Annotated in this window: 20 protein-coding genes; 10 read left to right on the forward strand and 10 right to left on the reverse strand. The window is 66.7% G+C overall.

Annotation, left to right across the window (positions count from 1 at the left end; genetic code table 11):
• Positions 1-44: 44 nt before the first annotated feature.
• Complete coding sequence (locus ACZYSP_RS01455) at positions 45-383, reverse strand: hypothetical protein (protein WP_093074531.1); 339 nt, start codon at positions 381-383, stop codon at positions 45-47.
• A 311-nt stretch (positions 384-694) separates the two neighbouring features.
• Between ACZYSP_RS01455 and ACZYSP_RS01460 the strand changes: the two genes are divergently transcribed.
• The 5 genes from ACZYSP_RS01460 (at position 695) to ACZYSP_RS01480 (ending at position 6,029) form a co-directional block, all read left to right on the forward strand.
• Positions 695-1,642: an adenylate/guanylate cyclase domain-containing protein gene (locus ACZYSP_RS01460; protein WP_093054831.1), complete on the forward strand. Its 948-nt coding sequence runs from the start codon at positions 695-697 to the stop codon at positions 1,640-1,642.
• Between the two features lie 131 nt (positions 1,643-1,773).
• Positions 1,774-2,124 carry a hypothetical protein gene (locus ACZYSP_RS01465; RefSeq protein ID WP_093054833.1) on the forward strand — a complete coding sequence of 117 codons (351 nt, stop codon included), beginning with the start codon at positions 1,774-1,776 and terminating at the stop codon, positions 2,122-2,124.
• A gap of 210 nt (positions 2,125-2,334) precedes the next feature.
• A complete protein-coding gene (locus tag ACZYSP_RS01470) occupies positions 2,335-4,167 on the forward strand; it encodes a DUF1800 domain-containing protein (protein WP_489012827.1) in 1,833 nt (610 codons plus the stop codon).
• Positions 4,168-4,194: 27 nt separating this feature from the next.
• Positions 4,195-5,661, forward strand: coding sequence for a DUF1501 domain-containing protein (locus tag ACZYSP_RS01475; RefSeq protein WP_093054837.1), 1,467 nt, complete (start codon positions 4,195-4,197; stop codon positions 5,659-5,661).
• 5 nt (positions 5,662-5,666) lie between these two features.
• Positions 5,667-6,029 (forward strand): hypothetical protein, encoded by a 363-nt coding sequence (locus tag ACZYSP_RS01480; protein WP_256216662.1) that lies wholly within the window; start codon positions 5,667-5,669, stop codon positions 6,027-6,029.
• On the opposite strand, the gene ACZYSP_RS01485 is transcribed toward ACZYSP_RS01480, so the two are convergent.
• A complete protein-coding gene (locus tag ACZYSP_RS01485) occupies positions 6,002-6,913 on the reverse strand; it encodes a LysR family transcriptional regulator (RefSeq protein ID WP_093074526.1) in 912 nt (303 codons plus the stop codon). The two genes, ACZYSP_RS01480 and ACZYSP_RS01485, sit on opposite strands and share 28 nt — an antisense overlap.
• Positions 6,914-7,015: 102 nt before the next feature.
• Here ACZYSP_RS01485 and ACZYSP_RS01490 point away from each other — a divergent pair, with 102 nt between their 5' ends.
• Positions 7,016-7,999, forward strand: a complete 984-nt coding sequence (locus ACZYSP_RS01490) for an aldo/keto reductase (RefSeq protein WP_093074524.1) — start codon at positions 7,016-7,018, stop codon at positions 7,997-7,999.
• 36 nt (positions 8,000-8,035) lie between these two features.
• Positions 8,036-8,866 (forward strand): SDR family oxidoreductase, encoded by an 831-nt coding sequence (locus ACZYSP_RS01495; RefSeq protein WP_093074522.1) that lies wholly within the window; start codon positions 8,036-8,038, stop codon positions 8,864-8,866.
• Between the two features lie 10 nt (positions 8,867-8,876).
• Here ACZYSP_RS01495 and ACZYSP_RS01500 read toward each other — a convergent pair whose 3' ends face one another.
• Genes ACZYSP_RS01500 through ACZYSP_RS01520 form a run of 5 tightly spaced genes read right to left on the reverse strand, consistent with a single transcriptional unit; the run spans position 8,877 to position 15,411 of the window.
• Complete coding sequence (locus ACZYSP_RS01500) at positions 8,877-9,233, reverse strand: response regulator (protein WP_093074520.1); 357 nt, start codon at positions 9,231-9,233, stop codon at positions 8,877-8,879.
• Positions 9,230-10,459 (reverse strand): hybrid sensor histidine kinase/response regulator, encoded by a 1,230-nt coding sequence (locus ACZYSP_RS01505; protein ID WP_093074518.1) that lies wholly within the window; start codon positions 10,457-10,459, stop codon positions 9,230-9,232. The genes ACZYSP_RS01500 and ACZYSP_RS01505 overlap by 4 nt, the downstream gene beginning before the upstream one ends.
• Positions 10,449-11,066: a chemotaxis protein CheB gene (locus ACZYSP_RS01510; RefSeq protein WP_256216661.1), complete on the reverse strand. Its 618-nt coding sequence runs from the start codon at positions 11,064-11,066 to the stop codon at positions 10,449-10,451. The genes ACZYSP_RS01505 and ACZYSP_RS01510 overlap by 11 nt, the downstream gene beginning before the upstream one ends.
• Complete coding sequence (locus ACZYSP_RS01515; protein WP_093075227.1) at positions 11,063-11,899, reverse strand: CheR family methyltransferase; 837 nt, start codon at positions 11,897-11,899, stop codon at positions 11,063-11,065. Before ACZYSP_RS01515 ends, ACZYSP_RS01510 begins: the two co-directional genes overlap by 4 nt.
• A gap of 35 nt (positions 11,900-11,934) precedes the next feature.
• Positions 11,935-15,411 (reverse strand): response regulator, encoded by a 3,477-nt coding sequence (locus tag ACZYSP_RS01520; protein ID WP_093074516.1) that lies wholly within the window; start codon positions 15,409-15,411, stop codon positions 11,935-11,937.
• Between the two features lie 151 nt (positions 15,412-15,562).
• On the opposite strand from ACZYSP_RS01520, the gene ACZYSP_RS01525 reads away from it, so the two are divergent.
• The 3 genes from ACZYSP_RS01525 to ACZYSP_RS01535 are packed head-to-tail and all read left to right on the forward strand — an operon-like array spanning position 15,563 to position 19,075.
• Entirely contained in the window at positions 15,563-17,884 is a 2,322-nt protein-coding gene (locus ACZYSP_RS01525) for an ATP-dependent DNA helicase (RefSeq protein ID WP_093074514.1), read from the forward strand.
• Positions 17,871-18,488 carry an alpha-ketoglutarate-dependent dioxygenase AlkB gene (locus ACZYSP_RS01530; RefSeq protein WP_093074512.1) on the forward strand — a complete coding sequence of 206 codons (618 nt, stop codon included), beginning with the start codon at positions 17,871-17,873 and terminating at the stop codon, positions 18,486-18,488. The genes ACZYSP_RS01525 and ACZYSP_RS01530 overlap by 14 nt, the downstream gene beginning before the upstream one ends.
• The gene (locus ACZYSP_RS01535; protein WP_093054858.1) at positions 18,485-19,075 is read left to right on the forward strand and encodes a DUF4304 domain-containing protein; all 591 of its coding nucleotides are present in this window, start codon (positions 18,485-18,487) and stop codon (positions 19,073-19,075) included. Before ACZYSP_RS01530 ends, ACZYSP_RS01535 begins: the two co-directional genes overlap by 4 nt.
• A gap of 7 nt (positions 19,076-19,082) precedes the next feature.
• Here the strand turns inward: ACZYSP_RS01535 and ACZYSP_RS01540 are convergent, their stop codons facing one another.
• Genes ACZYSP_RS01540 through ACZYSP_RS01550 form a run of 3 tightly spaced genes read right to left on the reverse strand, consistent with a single transcriptional unit; the run spans position 19,083 to position 23,172 of the window.
• Entirely contained in the window at positions 19,083-20,648 is a 1,566-nt protein-coding gene (locus ACZYSP_RS01540) for an ABC transporter substrate-binding protein (protein WP_354336090.1), read from the reverse strand.
• Positions 20,649-20,683: 35 nt separating this feature from the next.
• Positions 20,684-22,348 (reverse strand): ABC transporter ATP-binding protein, encoded by a 1,665-nt coding sequence (locus ACZYSP_RS01545; RefSeq protein ID WP_489012828.1) that lies wholly within the window; start codon positions 22,346-22,348, stop codon positions 20,684-20,686.
• Entirely contained in the window at positions 22,345-23,172 is an 828-nt protein-coding gene (locus ACZYSP_RS01550) for an ABC transporter permease (protein WP_093054950.1), read from the reverse strand. The genes ACZYSP_RS01545 and ACZYSP_RS01550 overlap by 4 nt, the downstream gene beginning before the upstream one ends.
• Position 23,173: the final 1 nt, after the last annotated feature.

The following is a 23,173-nucleotide window of genomic DNA, read 5'->3' on the forward strand; positions in this document are numbered from 1 at the left end:
AGAAAGCAGGAAAAAGAAAACGGCCCCGAAGGGCCGTCGCAACTTCAACCGTTGTTGTTGGTAAAGCGCTGATGCGCGCGAGGCCCCATCGAACCGGGCAATCCGCCCTTGAACATGCTGTTGATGGTTTTCATCTGGCGGCGTGCGGCGGTTTCACCGTCGATGGCGCTCAACGCCATCATCACGTCCTGCCGCAGGTACCAGAGGGCTTCGACATCGGCCGCAAAGCGCACGCGCTGGCTCACGCGCTGCACCGAGTGGCCGCCATGGCCCTGGAGCACCGACAGCATCGCCATGCGAATGCGCCCCAGCTGACTTTCCGTCGCCTGGCGGGATCCGAAGCCGGGTACGTTCAGCAGACGAAGAATGCGGCGGAAGAGCATGGGGACGAAAAGCGTATTGCCGGAAGCCAGAACGGCCGCTACCTTAAGCCTCAGTTAACCATTTCACAAGATCTGAAACGGTGTTTCTTGTTTGTAAACAACACGCTTTACTTAGCGTATTTAACAGACGTTGTATTTTGTAATCCAAAGTACTACAAATTGAGGAATGCCCCTCTTGCATCTGCTCCGTTGCCCGCGGCGTATACCTATATGGTCAACACGATAGGTGCGAAGACCGTTTCTCCCGTGCGTAAATGAACGTATGCCCTGAGCATTTACAACCTGCGATAGAAATCGAGAATCACAACAGTATGGGTGTCAATTCCACAGTCGTATTCGCGGACTTGACGGGGAGCACCAGGGTCTTCGAGGCCATGGGGAATGCTCGAGCCACCGAGACCGTGACGCGGCTGACGCAATGGATCGGCGGCGTGTGCCAGGCGCACGGCGGACGGGTGGTGAAGTCGCTCGGAGACGGTGTGTTCGCCATCTTCACCAGCGGCGCCGCCGCCACGCACGCGGTCGTCGAGCTGCAGCGCTATCACCAGAAGCGCCTGCTCGCATGGCCGGCGCCGTTGCGCATGGCGCTGCAGATCGGCGTGGCCAGCGGCGAGGTGGTCGAGGTCGAGGGCGATTGCTACGGCGACGCCGTCAACCTGGCCTCGCGCCTGAGCGACCTGGCCGGCCCCGGCCAGATCTGGGTGACCGACGCCGTCATTTCCCAATTGCGCGAAGGCGCGGTGCAGCACCGCGACCTGGGCCTCATCAACATCCGGGGTCGAAGCGAGATGTCGGTCGTGCACCGGATCGACTGGCAGGAGGAGGTGACGAGCTTCCTCACCGTGCCCGCCGCGCTCGCCCCGTTGCGCATGCCGGATTCTTCCTTCGGCCAGATCGAGCTGGCCTGGCTCGACGTGCGGTCGATGTTCCGCACCGAAGAGCTCCCGATTCATCTGGGTCGCGTCGACGACGCGCAGTTCGTGGTCAACGACCCCCGCGTCTCGCGGCTGCATGCGCGCATCGAGTTGCGGCAGGGCAGTTGCGTGCTGATCGACGTCAGCACCTATGGCACCTGGGTGCGCTTCCATGGCAATGGCGGGCCGAGCACCGAGATTGCCCTGCGGCGCGAAGAGTGCGTGCTGCACGGCCGCGGTGAAATCGGCCTGGGCGCGCCGCTCAGCGATTTCAGCGCGCCGACCATCGCCTTCAACACGAACAGCGGCGACGTGATGTTGTCGCGTCGCGAAATCGCGGGTTGAGCGTTGGTTGCAATGCACCGCGCGGCAGTGACGTTTGGCAACCAGCCTTCGCGGTGACGGGTGCACCACGGGTACACGTCGGGCGTTGCGTATCAACCTGGGCGCTGTCCGCCCTTGGCCTTGGAGCCTCAGTGAACTTCAAACATCAATCTTCTGTTTTCAAGTGGGCCGCAATCGGTGCCGTCGTTGCCGGTGCATTGCTGGCGGCGGGTGCCGCCAACGCGCGCGGAAGCTGGTCAGTGCAGATCGGCACGCCCGGCTATGTCGCCGGCGGCTACCCGGCGCCGTACTACGCACCCCCGCCGGTCTATCCGTATCCGGCCCCCATCTATTACGAGCCACCTCCGCCGGTCTACTACCGGCCGCCGCCACCGGTGTACTACCGCCCGGCGCCCATCTACAGCCCGCCGCCCGGCCGCATCTACTACGGCCCCGGCTATCCCTATCGTCCGCCGAACGGCTGGGACGACGAGCGCGACTGACGACTGGCACTGTCACCTGAATGTTTGCTGAAACATTGGCATGCGTGCTGGCATGCCAATTTTGTTTCAAGGGGTGACTAAAAAGTCACATTGGCACACATTTATGTGGTGACTTCGCCAGTTTTAGACACCCGTCCAGCTGTTTTTCACAGGGCATGCCGCTTGCCTTGATTGCTCGACCGGCGTTGATGCGCCGCAGGAGCGAGGAACATGGTGGAACAGTTCGAGGCCGGCTGCGCAAGCCCGGTCGACGAGGTGATGCGCGTTACTGCGCCGCCTGCGTATGCAGCAACAAGAACGACGGCGGCAATCGATGAAACAACGCGGCCCCTGAAGGCCGCGGCTGCGTTCTCCATCGCGGCGGCACTGGCCGCATGCGGTGGTGGCGGAGGAGGAGGCGGCTCTTCCGGTGGCTTCGGCTTCCCCATCGGCGGCAGCCCCAATCCGGGCGAGCAGCCCGACACCGGCCCCTATCACTACACCCAGGCGCAGAACGACGCGGAGGCCGCGCGCTTCCTGTTGCAAGCGCAGTTCTCGGCCTCGGACGCAGAGGTCGCCGCAGTGCGCGCCAAGGGCTACATGCCGTGGCTCAGCGAGCAGTTCAGCGCGACGCGCGAGCCCACGGCCTGGGAATGGGTCAACGGCAAGACCTACGGCACCGTCGACACCGACGCGATGATCTGGCGCCAGCTCATGGTCGCAGCCGACCCGGTGCGCAAGCGCATGGCACTGGCCCTCAGCGAAATCTTCGTGGTCTCGGGCACCGAGATCGGGTCGAGCTGGCCCACCGCCATGATGGCCCAGTACTGGGACACACTGGCCAACGGCGTCACCGGCAACTTCCGCCAGCTGCTGGAAGACGTCTCGCTCAACCCCGCGATGGGCTTCTACCTCAACACCCGCGGCAACCGCAAGGAAGACGCCTCGGGCCGGCAGCCCGACGAGAACTACGCGCGCGAAGTCATGCAGCTCATGACCATCGGCCTGTACCAGCTCGAAGCCGACGGCACGGTGAAGACCGGCGCCGACGGCCAGCCGCTCGAAACCTACGTGCAGAGCGACGTGTCGAACCTCGCGCGCGTCTTCACCGGCTACGACCTCGACATCCGCTCCGCGGAGCGCAACGCCTTTCTTCCGCCCGCTGCAAGCAGCCGCATCGAGACCAACGCCTGGACCACGCGCCCCATGGCGTATACGGCGGGTAATCACTCGATGCTCGAAGCGCGCTTCCTCGGCGCCGCCGTGCCCGCCGGCACACCCGGTCCGGCGGCATTGAAGATCGCGCTCGACACGCTTTTCAACCACCCGAACGTCGGTCCCTTCATCGGTCGCCAGCTCATCCAGCGGCTGGTTACCAGCAACCCCAGCGTGGCCTACGTCAAGCGCGTGGCCGACATCTTCGCCAACAACGGCGCGGGCGTGCGCGGCGACATGAAGAGCGTATTTGCGGCTGTGCTGCTCGACGACGAGGCACGCGGCCCCACCGGTCTTTCCGACCCGAACTTCGGCCACCTGCGCGAACCTATGCTGCGGCTCGTGCAATGGGGCCGCACCTTCGGCATCGGCTCGGCGCAAGACACCTGGGCGATCGGCAACACCTCCGACACGAGCCAGAGCCTGGGCCAGTGTCCGCTGCGCTCGCCCTCGGTGTTCAACTTCTTCCGGCCCGGCTACGTGCCGCCCTCTACCGCCATCGCCAGCAACAAGCTGGTGGCGCCCGAGTTCCAACTGGTCAACGAGACCAGCGTGGGCGGCTACCTCAATTTCATGCAGGGCATTCTGCAGAACGGCTTCAACAGCAAGGACGTGGTGGCGAACTACGCGGCCGAGAAGACGCTGGTGACCGATCCCGCCGCGCTGGTGCGGCGGCTCAACCTGCTGCTCACGGGCAACCAGCTGTCGGCCGCCACCGTGGCGTTGATCACCGACGCGCTGACCAAGGCGCCGCTGCTGAACCCCACCACCGACGCCCGCAAGCTCGACCTCATCTGCGCCGGCGTGCTGCTGGTGATGGGCTCGCCCGAATACCTTGTCCAGAAGTAATAAAGAAGAAGCCGGAGCGAACCGACCATGCACCTGATAAATCCTGCCCAGCATTCGCGCCGCGCCTTCCTGCGCCGCACGGGCCAGCTCGCGATGGCCGGCACCGCGCTGCCGTTCGCGCTCAACCTCGCCGCCATGGGTGAAGCCGCTGCGCAGGCCGCGCCCGGTGACGACTACAAGGCGCTGGTCTGCGTCTTCCTGTTCGGCGGCAACGACTACGCCAACACCCTCGTCAACTACGACGCCGACAGCTACGCGAAGTACAGCGCCATCCGCGGCGCGATCGCGCTGCCGTCCGATGCCGCGCTCGCGGCCACCGAGCTCAAGCCCGCCGTCTCGCTAGCCAACGGACGCAAGTACGCGCTGAACCCGGCGATGACCAAGCTCGCGACGCTGTTCGACGAGGGCAGGATGGCAGTGCAGCTCAACGTCGGCCCGCTGGTCAAGCCACTCACGCGCGCGCAGTTCAACAGCTCCAACCGCAAGGACTTCCCGATTCCGCCCAAGCTGTTCTCGCACAACGACCAGCAGTCGATCTGGCAGTCGTCCTCGCCCGAGGGCTCCACCATCGGCTGGGGCGGTAACCTCGGCGACCTGATGCTGGCCGGGCAGCGCAATGCGTCGCTCTTCACCTGCGTCTCGGTGGCGGGCAACGCGGTGTTCCTGTCGGGCGACGAGGCGCTGCAGTACCAGGTTGGCACGCGCGGCGCGGTGCGCATCAACAGCGTGAGCAGCGCCACGGGCAACGTCTACGGCTCGTCGGCGGTCAAGGCGGCCATGCAGCAGCTGGCGCAGCAGGCGCGCAGTCACACGCTGGAGAACGAATACAACAAGGTCACGCTGCGCGCGGTCGAGGCGGAAGGCAAGATCACCGCCGCCATCCAGCCCGACGACCTGAACGGCAACTTTCCCACCGGCAACAACCTGGCCGACCAGCTCAAGATGGTGGCCCGCCTCATTCGAGGGCGCGTCTCGCTGGGCGTGAAGCGCCAGGTGTTCTTCGTTTCCATGGGCGGCTACGACCTGCACGACGACCTCGACACGAAGCAGGGCGGCCTGATGCTGCGGCTGTCCGAGGCCATGTTTGCCTTCCAGCGGCAGATGAAAGCTCTGGACATCGACGACAAGGTGACGGCCTTCACCGCCTCCGACTTCGGCCGCACGCTTTCGAGCAACGGCAATGGTTCCGACCACGGCTGGGGCAGCCATCACTTCGTGGTCGGCGGTGTCAATGCCGTGAAGGGCAAGGCGTTCTACGGCACGCCACCGCCGGTGAGCATCGGCAACACTGCCGCCGACGACGACCAGTGGCACGTCGGCCAGGGCCGGCTGCTGCCGACCACCTCGGTCGACCAATACGCGGCCACGCTGGCCAAGTGGTTCGGCGTGCCTGACGCGGACCTCAACGGCATCCTGCCCAACCTGAAGAATTTCAACAACGTGACTGCGCCGAGTGGCATCAGCTATCCGCGCGATATGGGGTTCATGACATGAACGCAATGAGCAGCATGGCCGCCATCGGCGGCCTCAACGGCATGGAAGGTGGGGCCAGCGTGAACTTCAGCGCGGACCCTCCCGAGGCGCCCGCACTGGCGCGCAGCAAGGCCGTGACGCACGTGCGCCCCTTCACCAGCGTCGAGGCCGCCATCGCGGCACTGGAATCGCTGGACCGCGAGCTCAAGAAGTTCGAGCTCGCGGTGGCCGACAGCCTGCAGGATTACCTCGGCGTGCAGATGGCGCAGATCACCGACTGCGCGCTCGCACGCGGCTGGGAGCCGGTCAGCTTCTTGCAGAAGGACGGATTCCGCGTGTACCGCTACGAGGCCATGCGCAGCTACAAGGGGCGCAGCAAGAGGCGCTGAGTTTCCGGAGGCCGCAACGCCTCCACGACGAGCATCAAGGCTGGCGAAGCGCGTCGGCCGGCATAGTAGGCGTGATACCCGTCAAAGGTTGCCGCCCAATCGTCGAGTACCGGCACCAGCCGGCCTGCCTCGATGTGTTTCTCGACGAGGTCGGAGGGCAGCCATGCCAGCCCGTGCCCGGACAGCGCTGCGGCGACGATCAGCTCGCTCGAGTTGAAGACGAGCCGGCCCGTGACGTGCGCGTTGACGCCTTTCCGGCGCCGCGTGAATTCCCATTTCAGAAGGCCGCCGTGGGATGCCAGGCGCAATCCGATGCAGTCGTGCAGGGTCAGATCCTGCGGGGTAGACGGCCGGGGGTGGCGCGAGAAGTAGTCGGGGCTGCCCACCACGGTCATGCGCATGTCGGGCGCGATGCGTACGGCGATCATGTCCTTGGCCACGTCGCCGCCCAGTCGCACGCCGATGTCGAAGCGCTCGGCAACGATGTCGGTGAAGCGGTTGTCGCCGCTGATCTCCACCTTGATGTCGGGGTACAGGGGCAGCCATGGTTGAAGCCTGGGCCAGATCAAGGTTCGCATCGAGTGTTCGGTCGCCGTGATGCGGACCATGCCGGCGGGCTTGCCGCGCATCTCGCCCAGAACGGCGAGTTCTGCTTCGATGTCCTCGAAACGCGGGCCGACGGCTTGGTACAGGCGTTCGCCCGCTTCCGTGGGCGCGACGCTGCGCGTGGTCCGGTTGAGCAGCTTCAGGTCGAGGCGGCGCTCCAGCGCGCGGACGGTCTGGCTGAGCGCGGACTGCGTCACCCCAAGCTGGGCCGCCGCGCGCGTGAAACTGCCTGCGCGCACCACGGCTGCAAAACTGGCCAAGTCGTCGAAGCGTGCCATTGATTAGCCTGTCTTCTAGGTACATGTCGATCCAGCAGTCTAGTCATTGGCAAGCAGGCTGCCTAAAGTTCTTGTGATCGGTTAGCGACAAGGACACACACCATGAAAACACGTCAACTGGGCCGCGGCGGCCTCAACGTTTCGGCCCTCGGTCTCGGCTGCATGGGCCTGAGCTTCGGCTATGGGCCGGCGACCGGCACGGCCGAAGCGGTCAAGCTCATCCGCGCGGGCTTCGAACGCGGGATCACGTTTTTCGACACGGCGGAAGTCTATGGGCCCTTCGTCAACGAAAGCGTGGTCGGGGAAGCGCTGGAACCTGTGCGTGACCAGGTCGTGATCGCGACCAAGTTCGGGTTTCGCGAGGGTGACGCCGGCAAGGGCCTCGACAGCCGGCCGGAACGGATCCGGCAGGTGGCCGACGAGGCGCTGAAGCGCCTGCGCACCGACCGCATCGATCTGTTCTATCAGCACCGTGTCGATCCGCAGGTTCCGATGGAAGACGTGGCGGGCGCCGTGAAAGACCTGATCCGCGAAGGCAAGGTGAAGCACTTCGGTCTTTCCGAGGCCGGCGTCGACAGCATTCGCCGCGCGCACGCGGTTCAGCCGATCGCCGCCCTTCAGAGCGAATATTCCCTGTGGTGGCGCGAGCCGGAGAAAGAGATTCTTCCGCTGCTGGAGGAACTGGGCATCGGCTTTGTGCCATTCAGTCCGCTCGGAAAGGGTTTCCTGACGGGAGCGATCGACGCGCAGACATCGTTCGGCGCGACAGATTTCCGCAGCACAGTGCCTCGTTTTGCACCGCAGGCGCGCCAGGCGAATCGCGCCCTGGTCGATGTTCTGGCGGAGATCGCCGCGCGCAAGCAGGTCACGCCTGCCCAGCTTGCACTTGCCTGGCTGCTCGCCCAAAAGCCGTGGATCGTGCCGATTCCCGGCACGACGAAGTTGCTCCGCCTCGAGGAAAACGCCGGCGCCGCCTCTGTCGTGTTGTTGCCGGAAGACCTGAAGGAAATCGAGGCGGCCGTCTCGGGTGTTCAGGTTCACGGCGACCGCTATTCGGCGGATCGACAAAAGCTCGTCGGCCGCTGAGCGATGACGACTGACGCCGAGCAAAAGGAATTGATCATGACCCAAGTAGTTGTTGTCATCGGAGCTGGGTCCATCGGCCAGGCCATCGCCCGCCGTGTCAGCGCGGGCAAGCACGTTCTGCTCGCCGACTTGCGGCAGGAGGGGGCCGACGCAGCGGCCAAGGTGCTCGCGGATGCCGGCTTCGAAGTGAGCACGGCAGTCGTGGACGTGTCTTCGCGCGCCTCGGTCCATGCGCTCGTGGAGACGGCCACCGCGCTTGGCAGCGTCACCGGCCTGATCCACGCTGCGGGCGTTTCTCCTTCGCAGGCATCGCCGGCCGCGATCCTCAAGGTCGACCTGTACGGCACCGCGCTCGTCCTGGAAGAGTTCGGCAACGTTGTCGCGGAAGGCGGCGCTGGCGTCGTCATCGCGTCGCAGTCAGGACACCGCTTGCCGGCGTTGAGCCCTGAACAGAATGCGGCTCTCGCGACGACGCCGACAGAAGACTTGCTTGCGCTGCCGATGCTTCAGCCCGAGCAGGTGAAAGACTCCCTGCACGCGTACCAACTTTCCAAGCGCGGAAATTCCCTGCGGGTCATGGCGGAGGCCGTGCGATGGGGCAAGCGTGGCGCCCGGGTGAACACCATCAGCCCCGGCATCATCTTCACGCCGCTCGCAAGAGACGAACTGACAGGCCCTCGCGGCGAAGGCTACCGGCGCATGATCGAAGCGTCGTCCGCCAAGCGCGGTGGCACGCCGGACGAGGTCGGTACCGTCGGCGCGCTGCTGCTGGGGCCGGACGGCGGCTTCATCACCGGCAGCGACTTTCTCATGGACGGCGGCGTCACCGCGGCCTACTGGTACGGAGAGCTCGCTCCGGCGAAGTGACTCGCCAGGCTCAGGTCTGTGCCAGGATTCGCCCCAGCTCGTCGATGTCGATCGGCTTCTGCAGATGGTGGTCGAACAGCCCCTCGGCCGCCTTGCCGCCCGCATCCTGCGCCGAGAAACCCGAGATCGCGACCAGCAGCTTCGGCGTGCCTTCCGCCGTGCTCGCGCGCAGCCGGCGTGCTACTTCGGTGCCCGGAAGGTCGGGCAGCGTGAGGTCGATCAGCGCGGCGTCGAAGCTTTCGGCCGCTGCCGCGTCGAGCGCCTGCTGAGCGGTGTAGGTACAGCGCGCGGTGTGGTCGTGCAGGCTCAGCAGCTCCTGCAGCAGATCGGCCGCGGCCTTGTTGTCGTCGACGATCAGCACGTTCACAGAGGTGTCTCCTTTTGGGTGTCGGCCGGGGGCGCCGGTGGTTGCAGCGGCAGGTCGACCACGAATCGCGAGCCTTCGCCCGGTGCGCTTTCCACGCCGATCTGCCCGCCGTGCAGGGTCACGATCTTGCGCGTGATGTAGAGCCCGAGGCCCAGCCCCGCGGCGTGCTTGCGGCTGTCGTCGGTGCGCTCGAACTGCTCGAAGATGCGGCCCTGGTCTTCGGGCGCAATGCCTATGCCCTGGTCGCGTACGGCCACCTGCGCGGTGTTTCCCACTTGCTGCACGACCATCTCGACCGGCTTGCCGCCGCCGTAGCGCAGCGCGTTGGTCAGCAGGTTGGTCAGCACCTGTTCGATGCGGAACTCGTCCCATTCGCCGCGCAGTTCGGCCGGCGCCGCGAGCGTGATGACCGAGCCCGCGGCCTCGGCCTGGTGCCGCAGGCTCTCGACCACCGCCTGCGCCAGCGTCGCGAGGTCCACCGGTGTGGTCTTGATCGACAGCGCGTCGCGCCGCATGCGGGTGACGTCGAGCATGTCGTCGATCAGCCGCACCATGTTGCGGATCTGCCGCTGGTCGCGCTCGATCATCGTGGGTAGCCGCTCGGGCGTGAAGTTGGCGAGGTTGCCTTTCGACAGATGCAGCTGCCGCAGCTGCGCTTCGAGGTAGAGCGTGTTGAGCGGCGTGCGCAGCTCGTGCGACACCATCGACATGAAGTCGTCGCGCATGCGCACGGCGCGTTCCAGCTCGTGCTGCGTCTGCTGCAGCTGCTGCACCAGCTCTTCCTGTTTCTTGTGCGCAGCCGCGAGCGATTCCATTTCGTGGCGCAGCGCCTTGCGGTGCTGGTACAGGTCGACGAACACGTTCACCTTGCTGACCACCGCGTGCGGATCGAGCGGCTTGTGCAGGAAGTCGACCGCGCCGCTCTCGTAGCCCTGGAAGGCGTAGTTCAGCTCGCGCCCGGCGGCGCTTACGAAGATGATGGGAATGTGCCGCGTGCGCTCGGTGCCGCGCATCAGCTCGGCCAGCTCGAAGCCGTTCATGCCCGGCATCTGCACGTCGACGATGGCGAGCGCGAATTCATGCTCCAGCAGCAGCGTCAGCGCCGCATCGGCCGAGTCGGCCCGGTACACGAGGCGCCCCGGGGCGCGGATCAGCGCCTCCAGTGCCAGCAGGTTCTCCGGCAGGTCATCGACGATCAGCAGCTTGCTTTCGATGTCAATGTTCATGGGCGGCCTCCAACTGGAGCAGCAGCGTGCGCAGTTCGCGCAGGGGGAGCACGTAGTCGGGAATGTGGCGCGCAATGGCGGCTTGGGGCATGGTTGGAATAAGAGCTTCTTTCGGTTCCTGGACGGCGGTGAGTCCGCCGGCCAGATGAATGCGGTGCAGGCCTTCGGCGCCGTCGTCGTTCGCGCCGGTCAGCAAGAAGCCGGCAAGGGCGGGGCCGTAGACGTCTGCGGCCGAGCCCATCAGCACGTCGATGGACGGCCGCGAGAACAGCACCGGCGGCTCGCAGCTCAGCGAGAAGGTGCGCTCGCGCTCGATCGACAGGTGGTAGCCGGGCGGCGCGAAGTACAGGCTGCCGGCCGCCAGCGGCATCTTGTCGTTGGCCTCGTGCACCGGGATCGGCAGTCGCTGCGCGAAGATCTCGGCGAGATGGCTCTCGTGATCCCCGGGCAGGTGCAGCACCACGGCCATCGGAATGTGCCAGCCTGCGGGCAGGTCGTGCAGCAGCGTGGAGAGCGCATCGATGCCGCCGGCTGAGGCGCCCAGCACCACGGCGTCGACGCGCTTGCGAACGGGGGGGCGAAGGTGGCGCTGCATGTGGCCCGTCATGCGGCCTTCTTGCGGTAGATGCGCTCGACGCGCGCGTGCGTGTCGAAGCGGTCGGAGTAGCCCGAAAAGTCGATGCTCTCCTTCGAGCCCAACCCGAGAAAACCGCGGTGCGACAGCGACTCGTGGAACAGGCCCAGCGCCCGGTCCTGCAGCTCCCGGTTGAAGTAGATCAGCACGTTGCGGCACGACACCAGCTGCGTTTCCGCGAACACGCTGTCGGTTGCCAGGCTGTGGTCGGCAAAGATCACGCCGGCGCACAGCGAGGGGTCGAAGCGCGCGGCGTCGTAGGCGGCGGTGTAGTAGTCGGAGAACTCGCCGCGTCCGCCCGCGCGCTGGTAGTTGGTGGTGTAGCCGCGGATCGCTTCCAGCGGAAAGATGCCCTGGCGCGCCTTCTCCAGCGAGGCGGGGTTGATGTCGGTGGCGTAGATCTGCGTGCGCGCGAGCAGGCCCTCTTCGCGCAGCAGGATGGCCAGCGAGAACACTTCCTCGCCCGTGCTGCAGCCCGCCACCCACACCTTGACGGACGGGTAGGTGTGAAGAATCGGCACCACATGCTGGCGCAAGGCCAGAAAGTAGGCCGGGTCGCGGAACATCTCGCTCACCGGGATCGTCAGGAACTGCAGCAGCTGGCCGAACAGCGACGGGTCGCGCAGCACCCGCTCCTGCAGCGCCGAGATGCTCGGCAGCCCGAGCTGGTCGAGCGCGTGCAGCACGCGGCGCTTCTGCGAGGCCACCGTGTAGTCGCGGAAGTCGTAGCTGTACTTGAGGTAGATCGCCTCCATCAGCAGGCGCAGCTCGATCTCCGTGTCGCTCAGCGGATGCAGCGGCGGCATATGCGTGGCGGTCTTCGAGGTGCCGTGGCGTGTTGTCACAGGCGCTCCATCTTCGGCATCCACACCCGCAGCAGCGAGAACAGGCGCTCCAGGTCCACAGGCTTGGCAAGGTAGTCGTTGGCGCCGGCGGCAAGGCATTGCTCGCGGTCGTCCTTGGTGGCCTTGGCGGTGATGGCGATTACTGGCATCTTCTCGAAGCGCGGGTCGCCGCGCAGGCGGCGCGTGGCTTCCAGGCCATCCATCTCCGGCATCATCACGTCCATCAGCACGAGGTCGATCTCGCTCACCTGGTCGAGCCGCTCCAGCGCCTCGCGGCCGTTGCGGCCGATCTCCACGATGGCGCCGCGCTGCTCCAGCGCGCTGGTCAGCGCGAAGATGTTGCGCACGTCGTCGTCCACCAGCAGGATGGTGCGGCCCTCGAAGATGCGGTCGCGTCCGCGCGCCGTCTTCAGCATGCCCCGGCGCTCGCTCGAAAGCTCGGCCTCCACCTTGTGCAGGAACAGCGTCACTTCGTCGAGCAGGCGTTCGGGCGAGCGCGCGCCCTTGATGATGATCGAGCGCGAGTAGCGCTGCAGCTCGGCTTCTTCGTCGCGCGTGAGGTTGCGCCCGGTGTAGACGATGACCGGCGGGAACGACACGATTTCTTCCGCCGCCATGGCCTTGAGCAGCTCGCTGCCCTGCATGTCGGGCAGCTTCAGGTCGGTGATCATGCAGTCGAACACGCGGGTGCGCAGCAGCTCCAGCGCTTCTTCGCCGGAGCCGACGGCAACGATCTCGATGTCGTCGTCGCCGATCAGCCTGATGACGCTCTCGCGCTGCAGCTCGTCGTCTTCCACCAGCAGCACGACCTTGACCTTCTGCGTGAGCTTTTCCTCCAGCCGGCCGAACACCTTCATCAGCTCGTCGCGCGTGGCCGGCTTCAGCGCATAGCCGATTGCGCCCATCTGCAGCGCCGCACCCTGTACGCCTTCGGCGGCGGACACCACGTGGATCGGAATGTGGCGCGTGTGCGGCGAATCCTTCAGCCGCTGCAGCACGTCGAGGCCGGTGCTGTCGGGCAGGCGCATGTCGAGCAGGATCGCGTCGGGCAGGAACTGCGTGGCCAGTTCGAAGCCATCGGCCGCGCCGTGCGCCACCAGGCAGCGGTAGCCCAGCTCGTGCGCCAGGTCGTAGAGGATGTGCGCGAACTGCGGCTCGTCCTCGATCACGAGCACGCGGCGCACCTGGTCGCGCGGGATGGAGCGGTCGTCGGCGAACTGCGGTGCGGGCACCGGGGCAGGGGGCTTCGGCGCCAGCGAGGCAACGGATGGCGCCTGCGCGGGCCGGGGCGTGTAGACCGCCGATGGCTGAAGCGCTGCCGGCGAAGCCTGTGGTGCCTTTGCCGGAAGTTGCAGGACGAAGGTGCTGCCCTGGCCCGGCTCGCTCTGCACCGTGAGCGTGCCGCCCAGCAGCTGCGTGAGGTCGCGCGAGATCGACAGGCCCAGCCCGGTGCCGCCGTAACGTCGGCTGGTCGTGCCGTCGGCCTGGCGGAAGGCTTCGAAGATCAGCTCGTGCTGCTGCGGATCGATGCCGATGCCCGAGTCGGACACCGCGAAGGTGGCGCCGCCATCAGCGGCCGGCGAGACCGTCAGCGCCACTTCGCCGCGCTCGGTGAACTTGATCGCGTTCGACAGCAGGTTCTTCAGGATCTGCTCGACCCGCTGCCGGTCGGTGACCAGCGAGGCCGGTGCATCGGGCCGCACTTCGAGCTTGAAGCTCAGGTTCTTCTGCATCGCAAGCGGACTGAACGTGCTCTCCAGGCTGCGGCCCAGCTTGGCGAGCGTGACGTCTTCGGGCACCACTTCGAGCTTGCCGGCCTCGACCTTCGCGATGTCGAGGATGTCGTTGATCAGCACCAGCAGATCGTTGCCCGACGAGTAGATCGACTCCGCGAACTTCACCTGCTCCGGGGAGAGATTGCCCTGCGGGTTGTCGCCCAGCAGCTTGGCGAGGATGAGCGCGCTGTTGAGCGGCGTGCGCAGCTCGTGCGACATGTTGGCGAGAAATTCCGACTTGTAGCGGCTTGCGCGCTGCAGTTCGTCGGCGCGGTCTTCGAGGTCGCGCTGCACGCGGCGCAGCGCGGTGTTGCGCTGGTCCAGTGCCTCGGTGCGTTCGGAGAGCTGGCTGTTGGTCTGCTCCAGTTCGGCCTGCTGGTTCTCCAGCATGGCCTGCGAGGCGCGCAGGGCGCGCGACTGTTCTTCCAGTTCTTCATTGGCGGTGCGCAGCTCTTCCTGCTGCACCTGCAGTTCCTCGTTGAGCTGCTGGGTTTCGCCGAGCACCTCCTGCAGCTGCTCGCGGTAGCGAGCCGCCGCCAGCGAGGTGCCGATGTCGTCGGCCACCAGGTCGATCAACTGGCTGCCGCGGTCGTCCAGCGCGCCTGGCAGGCCAAGCTCGACCACGCCGTTGACCATGCCGCTGCTTGCAACGGGTACCAGCAGCACGGCCTTGGGCGCCATCTCGCCAAGGCCCGAGTTGACCTTCAGGTAGTCGGCATCGACCGGGTCGATCAGCATGCGCCGGCGCTCGGCAGCCGCCTGGCCCACCAGGCTTTCGGTAGGGGAGAAAACCTGCGGCGTGGCCTCGGCCGCGCTCGAAAAGCCGTAGCTCGCCGCCCGGCGCAGCGGGCCATGGCGCTCACGCACGTACATGGCGCCAACCGAGGCGCCCAGGTAGCGCGAGAAGAACGCGAGCACCTTGCGGCCCATGTCCGGCGCGCTGAGTTCGCCGACCAGCTCGCCCACCAGCCCGGTCTGCGCGTTGCGCAACCAGGCCTCGTGAGCGAGCCGTTCGGCGTGCGCAGCTTGTTCCTTCAGCACCACGTCGTAGCTGTCGGACAGCAGCACCAGCTGGCGCCGCCCGAAGTAGGCCATCAACCCGGTGAAGCTCAAGGTGAACAGCAGGAACAGCCCGACGACCCACCAGGCAGTGCTGTTGGCCGCGTTGTTGCGCTGGAAGCGCAGGGCCTGCTCGGTCTCCATGAAGGCGGTGAACTCGGCGCGCATGTCGTCCATCAGCCGCTTTTCGTCGCCGAGGCGCATGGCGGTTTGCGTGCCGCTGCTGGCGTCGCGCGCGGCAATCATGCCGTTGGCAAATTCGAGCCAGGCTGTCTGCAGCGTGGCGAGGCGATCGATGCGCTCCACCTGCTGGGGGTTGTCCGACACAAGGTTGCGCAGCCCGACGGTATCGCCCTTGAGGCGGGTCAGGGCGCTTTGATAGGGCTCCAGAAAGCTCCGCTCACCGGTGATCAGGAAGCCGCGCACGCCGGTTTCCATGTCGATGGTGCGGCGCTGCAACTCGCTGGCGGCGCGGGTGACACGGTCGGTGTGCTCGACCCAGCCGATGGTGTTGAGCAGGAACAGGATCAACCCCACGAACACCACGGCACCGAACACACCGCCGATCAGGGGCAGCTTGATGTTCCGGCTGAGCAGGCGCTCGAAGTCGTCAGGGTCGATCGCGGTGGGAGTGTTCATCGGTCGCAGTTGTAGGCAAAACTTGTCAAGTTTTGTCGATAAATCGAAGACGCCCTGTCGGAGAAGGCCCCGTCACGGTCTTGATGCGGATAGGGAAACCGCAAGCGGCGTATTGGCGTGGCTATACTGTAAATTCATACAGCATTCCCAGATGGGCTCCGAACCCTCCAACCCGCAGGATGCGGCCTCCATGATCGCGCATGTAGTTTCCGTCAAGGCCCTGTGCGCTTTCGGCGCGAAGGCGGGCGACCTCGACCTGCGCTTCGTGCCCGCACCCAGCGCGCTCGAAGGCATGGCCGGGCACGCGATGGTGCAGCACCGGCGTGATCCCGAGCACTACGCCTGCGAGGTCGGGCTCGAAGCCACCTGCGGCGCGGTCCGCGTGCGCGGCCGGGCCGACGGCTACGAGGCCCGCGCATCCCGCGTCGAAGAAATCAAGACCTTCCGCGGCGATTTCGACGCCATCCGCGGCAACCACCGCGCACTGCACTGGGCGCAGGCCCGCACCTACGGCTGGATGCTGTGCGAACTCAACGGCCACGAAGAGATGACCGTGGCGCTGGTGTACCTCGACCTGGCCACCGGCGACGAAACCGTGCTCGAAGAGCACCACACCCGCGAAGCGCTGCGGGAGCACTTCGAGCAGCTGTGTGGCCGCTACAGCGCCTGGGCGCACAGCGAAGCCGGCCACCGCGCTGCGCTCGCCGCCACGCTAGGCCAGCTCGAGTTTCCGCACCGCGCCTTTCGCACCGGCCAGCGCGAACTGGCCGAAGCCGTCTACCGCGCAGCCGTGGGCGGCCGTTGCCTGATGACGCAGGCGCCCACCGGCATCGGCAAGACGCTGGCCACCATCTTCCCGCTGCTCAAGGCCCGCGCGGCACGCAAGATCGACAAGCTTTTCTTCCTCACCGCCAAGACCTCCGGCCGGCCGGTGGCGCTCGACGCGCTTCGCGTGCTCGACAAGGGCAGGGGACAGGGTCGCCTGCGCGTGCTCGAACTCGCGGCCCGCGAGAAGGTCTGCGAATACCCCGACCGCGCCTGTCACGGCGACGCCTGCCCGCTCGCCAGGGGCTTCTACGACCGCCTGCCCGCCGCGCGCGAGCAGGCCGCGCAGGTGGCGTGGCTCGACCGCGAAGCGCTGCGCAACATCGCGCTTGCGCACGAGGTGTGTCCCTATTTCCTCGCGCAGGAAATGGCGCACTGGGCCGATGCCATCGTCGGCGACTACAACTACTACTTCGACAGCAGCGCCTTCCTCTACGCCACCATGCGCGACGCCGACTGGCGCGTGGCCGTGCTGGTGGACGAGGCCCACAACCTGCTGGAGCGCTCGCGCGGCATGTACACCGCGCAACTCGAAGGCGCGGCGCTCGAAGAGGCGCATCGCGTGGCGCCCGCCGCATTGCGCGGCCCGCTGGCCCGGCTGTTCCGCGAATGGGATACGGTGCAGCAGTCGCAGGTGGCCGACTACGAAACCGCCGACGAAATTCCGGAACGTTTCCTGCGAACCCTGCAGGCATCCAACACCGCCATGGCCGAGTATTTCGCGGCCACGCCCGATGCCTCGCAGGGGCCGCTGCAGCGCTTCTTCTTCGACGCACTGCACTTCGCCCGGCTGGCCGAGGCCTTCGGTGACCACTCGGTGTTCGAGCGCACGCTAGGGGCCACGCAGCAGGATCGCAGCCTGGCCATTCGCAATCTCGTGCCTGCGCCGTTCCTCGAAGCGCGCTTCGGCGATGCGGTGTCGGTCACGTGCTTCTCGGGCACGCTGTCGCCTTTCGAGTTCTATCGCGATGCGCTGGGGCTGCCGGAAGACACCGCGCTGCTCGATGTGGCCTCGCCCTTCGACAGCCATCAATTGCGCGTCGAAGTGGCGATGCATGTGTCGACGCGCTTTCGCGACCGCGCGGGGTCGCTGCGCAACGTGGCCGACATCATCGGCGCGCAGTTCGAGCGCCTGCCGGGCAACTACCTGGCCTTCTTCAGCAGCTTCGACTACCTCGAAAAAGCCTGCGCTGCGTTCTCGCAGCGACACCCCGGCGTACCCGTGTGGACGCAGACGCGCGGCATGCGCGAGGCCGACCGCCACGGCTTCATCGCACGATTCGAGGAGGGCGGGCAGGGCATCGGCTTCGCGGTGCTCGGCGGCGCGTTCGGCGAGGGCATCGACCTGCCGGGCAGCCGGCTGATCGGCGCCTTCGTCGCCAGCCTGGGCCTGCCGCAATACAACGAACTCAACGAGATCACGCGCGAGCGCATGCAGACGCGCTTCGGCAAGGGCTACGAGTACACCTATCTCTACCCCGGCCTGCAGAAGGTGGTGCAGGCGGCCGGCCGCGTGATCCGCACCGAGGAAGACCGCGGCGTGCTGCACCTGCTCGACGACCGCTTCGCGCGCGCCGAGATCCGCGAACTGCTGCCGCGCTGGTGGCATGTGCAACTGGCCGGGGGCAACGAAGATGCGCTCCGCTAGACGCATCGAACACGCAGGTCAGCCGGACCTGTTCGGTGAAGCGCCCGTGGCCGCTATCGAAGGCCTGCGCTACGAGCGCGACTTCCTGTCCGCCGAGGAAGAAGCCGACCTGCTGCACATCGTGCAGGGCCTGCCGCTCAAGGAGATGCGCTACAAGGAATACACGGCACGGCGGCGCGGCACCAGTTTCGGGGGCAGCTACGACTTCGAGAACAACCGCCTCAAGCCCGGCGCGCCGCTGCCCGAAGCGCTGCATCCGCTGCGCGCGAAGGCGGCCGCGTGGGCCGGCTTCGCGCCCGAAGAGCTCACTCACATGCTGATTGCCGAGTACCGTCCCGGCACGCCGCTGGGCTGGCATCGCGACGTGCCGGACTTCGAGGACATCATCGGCGTTTCGCTGCGCAGCGACGCGGTGATGCAGTTCCGGCCCTACGTGCCCGGCACACCGGCCTCAGGCCCCGCCACGCTCGAATTCCTGATCGAGCCGCGCTCCGTGTACCTGCTGCGCGGCCCGGCGCGCTGGGCATGGCAACATGCCATCGCACCGACCGAGGCCTTGCGCTATTCCATCACCTTGCGCACACGGAGAATTCGCGCCCCATGAACCGCACCACCTTCCTCAAGCTGCTCACGCAAAAACTCTTTCCTGTCCTGAAGGCCGAAGGCTTCGAGGGTTCGGGCCAGACGCTGCGGCGCATCGATGGGCCGCTGATCCATGTGTTCAACGTGCAGGGCGCGAGTGGGGGGAAGGCGTGCTACCTGAACCTCGGCGCGCATCTCGACTTCCTGCCGACCGAAGGCGGTGCCCAGGTGGCGCCCGACGCGCTGGAGGAATCGCATTGCGTCTTTCGCGACCGGATGGAGCCGCCGCCCGGCGCCGCTTTCGGATGGGCCTATGGCGCGACGAAAGAGCAGGCGGAAGAGAACGTCGAGTTCATCGTGAGCGAATGGGCGGGCCCGGGGCGCGCTTTCTTTGCACGGCATGGCAGCTACCCGCAAAGCTTCGAGCAGATGCTGCGCGAGACCGACCCGAACCAGATCCATGCGCGAACGGCTTTGCATCTCGCGCGCATTGCGGTGCACCTGGGCGATCGTGCACGAGCGCAGGCCCTGGTCGATGCCGGGCTGGCGCGCGCGCCGGAGCGGGCCACGTCCTTGAAGGCGGACCTTGCGAAGGTCCTGACGGCCTAGCGCTCGGCTAGCTGCGCGCAGCAGCAGCTGAAACGCCCCACATGCGCGGCTTGCCTTCCCACACCGCAAACCCGCTGATGCGCTTGCGCACCGCCCAGGCGTCGAGGCCGTTGAACAGCATCACCATCGGCACCTGCTGGATCATCAGCGCGTGGATCTGGTCGAACAGGGCCTGGCGCTTCTTCGGGTCAGACTCGGCGAAGCTGTCGTCGATCAGCTTCAGCGCCTGCGGGTCTTCCCACACCTTGCGCGCCTGCTTGTCCTTCGGGCCCGAGAACTGCTCGTAGCTCAGCGCCGGGTCGAGGCGGGAGGAGTAGCTGAACGAGCTCATCTGGTAGTTGCCGCTGTTGTAGCGGTCGAGCTGCGTGGCCCATTCGAGCACCTCGATCTGCGCGTTGATGCCCACCGCCTGCATCATGGCCTGCGCCAGCACCGCCACCGTATAGCTGGGCACATGGGCGCGCTTGTTGGTCTGGATGGTGATCTTCTCGCCCTTGTAGCCGGCTTCGCGCAGCAGCTTGGCGGCCTGCGCGGGGTCGTAGTGCCAGCCCTTTTTCTGCGCGGCGCTGTAGAAGGCCGAGCCCTTGTGGATGGCCGAGTTGTTGACAGAGCCCAGCCCTTCGGAGGCGGCCGCCACGATCTGCTCGATGTCGAGCGAGGCCGCGATGGCCTGGCGCAGCTTCTGGTTCTTCAGCTGCGGGTCGCGCGTCTGGATCAGCAGCACGTTCTTGATGGCCTCGGGCGGTGCCTGCACCGTAAGGTTGCGATCGTTCTTCAGCTCCTGCGCATCGCTCGACGTGATCTGGCCCGCATCGATGGCGCCCGACTTCAGGCCAGCGGCCGCGGTGGCCGCGTCGGGCACGACGAGGAACTTCACCGTGTCCACCAGCGGCGCCTTCAGGCCGGTGTAGCCGTCGGATTTGGTGGCGCCGGCCGGCGAGGTGTAGCCCTTGAAGGCCGTCACAGTGACGTATTCGCCGCGCTTCCACTCGCCGAACTTGAAGGGGCCGGTGCCCACGGGCTTGTCCCAGCTGCCGTCGGCCTTCACCGAGCTCTTGTGCAGGATGGCAGTCATGCCGCAATCGGTGCGCGCGAGCGTGTCGAGGAACACGGCCGAGGGCTTGTTGATCTTCATGACGAAGGTGCTGTCGTCGGGCGTGGCGGTCTCGACCACCTTCAGGCCGTTGCGGCCGTCGTACTCGCTGGTGCAGCGCCAGTCGGTCTTCGGGTCCATGTAGCGCTTCCAGTTCCACGCCACATCGGCCGAGGTCATTGGTGCGTCGTTGTGGAACTTCACGCCCTTGCGCAGCTTGAAGGTGTAGGTCAGGCCATCCTTCGACACGTCGACCGACTGCGCCAGCAGCGGGCCCACGCTGCCGTCCATGCGGTAGCCGACCAGCCCTTCGACGATGTTCAGCACCACGCCGTCGGTGGTGTTGTCGCGGTTCACGCCGGGGTTGGTGGAGCGGATGTCCGCGGGCTGGGCCACTGTGACGGTGGTCTGGGCGAAGGCGCCCGAGGCGGCCAGGCAGGCAGCGGCGATGGCAGCATGGCGGAAGGTGAAGCGGTGCATGAAGGACTCCTGCGGTGCGATTGCAAAAAGAAAAATCAGGCGAAGGCCGGGGCTTCGGCGCCGAAGCGCCAGCGCAGCCGCACACCGCCGCCGGCGGTCGGCTCCAGCGCCGGGATGGCCGACAGCAGCTTGCGCGTGTAGTCCTGCTGCGGCGCGTCGAACACTGCATCGCGCGGGCCCTGCTCGACGATGCGGCCGTCCTGCATCACGATCACGCGGTCGGCGACCTGCTCGACCACGCCGAGGTCGTGGCTGATGAAAAGACACGAGAAGCCGTGGCGCTTCTGCAGCTCGGCGAACAGCTCCAGCACCTGCGCGCGCACCGTCACGTCGAGTGCCGACACCGGTTCGTCGGCAATCACGAAGGCCGGCCGGCGCACGATGGCGCGCGCGATCGCCACGCGCTGGCGCTGGCCGCCCGACAGCTCGTGCGCATAGCGCGTCGCAAAGGACGCGCCGAGCCCGACCTCGTCGAGCACTTCTTGCACGCGGCGCGCCTTGTCGGCCGCTGACACGCCCTTGATGAGCCGCAGGCCTTCGCCCACCAGCTGGTCGATGGTCATGCGCGGATCGAGCGAGGCATACGGGTCCTGGAAGACCATCTGGCACTGCAGCCGGTAGTCGGACCACCCCGCATCGGAGCGCAGGATGGGCCGGCCGCGGAACAGGATGTCGCCACCGCTGGGCTTGAGCAGCCCGGCGATGGTGCGGCCCAGCGTGGTCTTGCCCGAGCCCGAGCCGCCGACCACCGCAACCACCTCGCGCGGGCGCACCACCAGGTCGATGCCGTGCAGCGCGCGCTTGGGTACAGCCTTGGTGAACAGGCGGCGGTGGCCCGCGTAGTCGACCACCAGGTTGCGCACTTCGACGACCGGAGCCTCGTCGGCCACCTGCCGCGCGGGCAGGCGGCGCGGCATGGCCTGCAGCAGCTCGCGCGTGTATTCGTGCTTAGGCTGTTCGAGCATGTCGTCGGTGCGGCCGGTTTCCTTCACCTCGCCGTGCCGCATCACGACCATGCGTTGCGTGAAGCGCGCCACCATCGGCAGGTCGTGGCTGATCATCAGCACGGCCGTGTTGTGCTCGCGCGTAAGGCCCACCATGAGTTCCAGCACGTCGCGCTGCACCACGGCGTCGAGCGCGGTGGTCGGCTCGTCGGCAATCAGCAGCGCGGGCTCCAGCAGCATCACAGAGGCCAGCATCATCCGCTGGCGCATTCCGCCCGAGAACTCGTGCGGCCATGCATCGAGGGCGCCCTTGGGGTCGCGGATGCCGACGCGCGCCAGCATGTCGAGAATGCGCGCCTGTCGCGCGGCCGCAGGCAGCTCGCGTCGGTGCAGCGCCAGCGCCTCTCCGAGCTGCTTGCCGATAGTCATCGACGGGTTCAGCGAAGTCATCGGCTCCTGGAACACCATGCCCACGCGCGCGCCGCGCAGCTCGCGCAGCCGCGCCGGCCTGGCCAGCGCCAGGTCTTCGCCCTCGAACAGGATGCGCCCGGCGGTGCGCACCAGCGGCGGGGGCGTGAGGCCCATGATGGCGCGCGCCGCCTGCGTCTTGCCGCTGCCCGATTCGCCCACGATGCCGACCATCTCGCCCGGTGCGATGTCGAAGGACACGTTGCGCACGATCTCGCGCCCGCCCATGCCGACGGCGAGCGTCAGCCCTTCCACGCTGACCAGCGGGCCGTTTGTTGTGGTCGTCATTGCACGCCCTTCATGCGCGGATCGAGCCAGTCGCGCACCGCGTCGCCCAGCAGGTTGATGCCCAGCAGCGTCAGTGCGATGCACAGGCCCGGAAGAATCGAAAGGTAGCTGGCCTGCGCCATGAACGGGCGGGCCGAGGCAAGCATGTTGCCCCAGGTGGGCGCCGGCGGCGGCACGCCGAGGCCAAGGAACGACAGCGCGCTCTCGGCCAATATGACCCAGCCGAACATCGAAGTGGCCAGCACCGTCAGCGGCGCGGTGCAGTTGGGCAGCACGTGGCGCACCATGGTGTAGAGCTCGGAGTTGCCCAGCACGCGCGAGGATTCGATGAATTCCTTTTCGCGCAGCGACAGCACCGTGCCGCGCACGATGCGCGTCACCGATGGCGTGTAGGCCAGCCCGAGCGCCAGGATGATGCCGTACTGGTTCGCGCCCACCACCGCGAGCAGGCCCAGCGCCAGCAGCAGGCCGGGGAAGGCCAGCAGTGCGTTGTTGAAGGCCATCACGATGCGGTCGGTCCAGCCGCGCAGGAAGCCCGTCAGCACGCCGACGATGCTGCCCACCACGATCGAGAAGCCGACAGTCAACACTGCGATCCACACGCTGGTGGCGGCGCCGGCCATGAGGCGGGAGAGCTCGTCGCGACCGAATTCGTCGGTGCCCAGCAGGAAGGCGCCGCCCGGCAGCTTCAGGCGCGAGCCGAAGTTGATGCGCAGCGGATCGTGCGGCGTCCACACGAGGCTGACGAGCGCCGCTGCCGCGATCAAACCGACGATGACGATGCCGATCAGGGCGTTGAGGGGAATGCGCTTCTTGCGTTTCATC

Source organism: Variovorax sp. F042 (assembly GCF_057814215.1).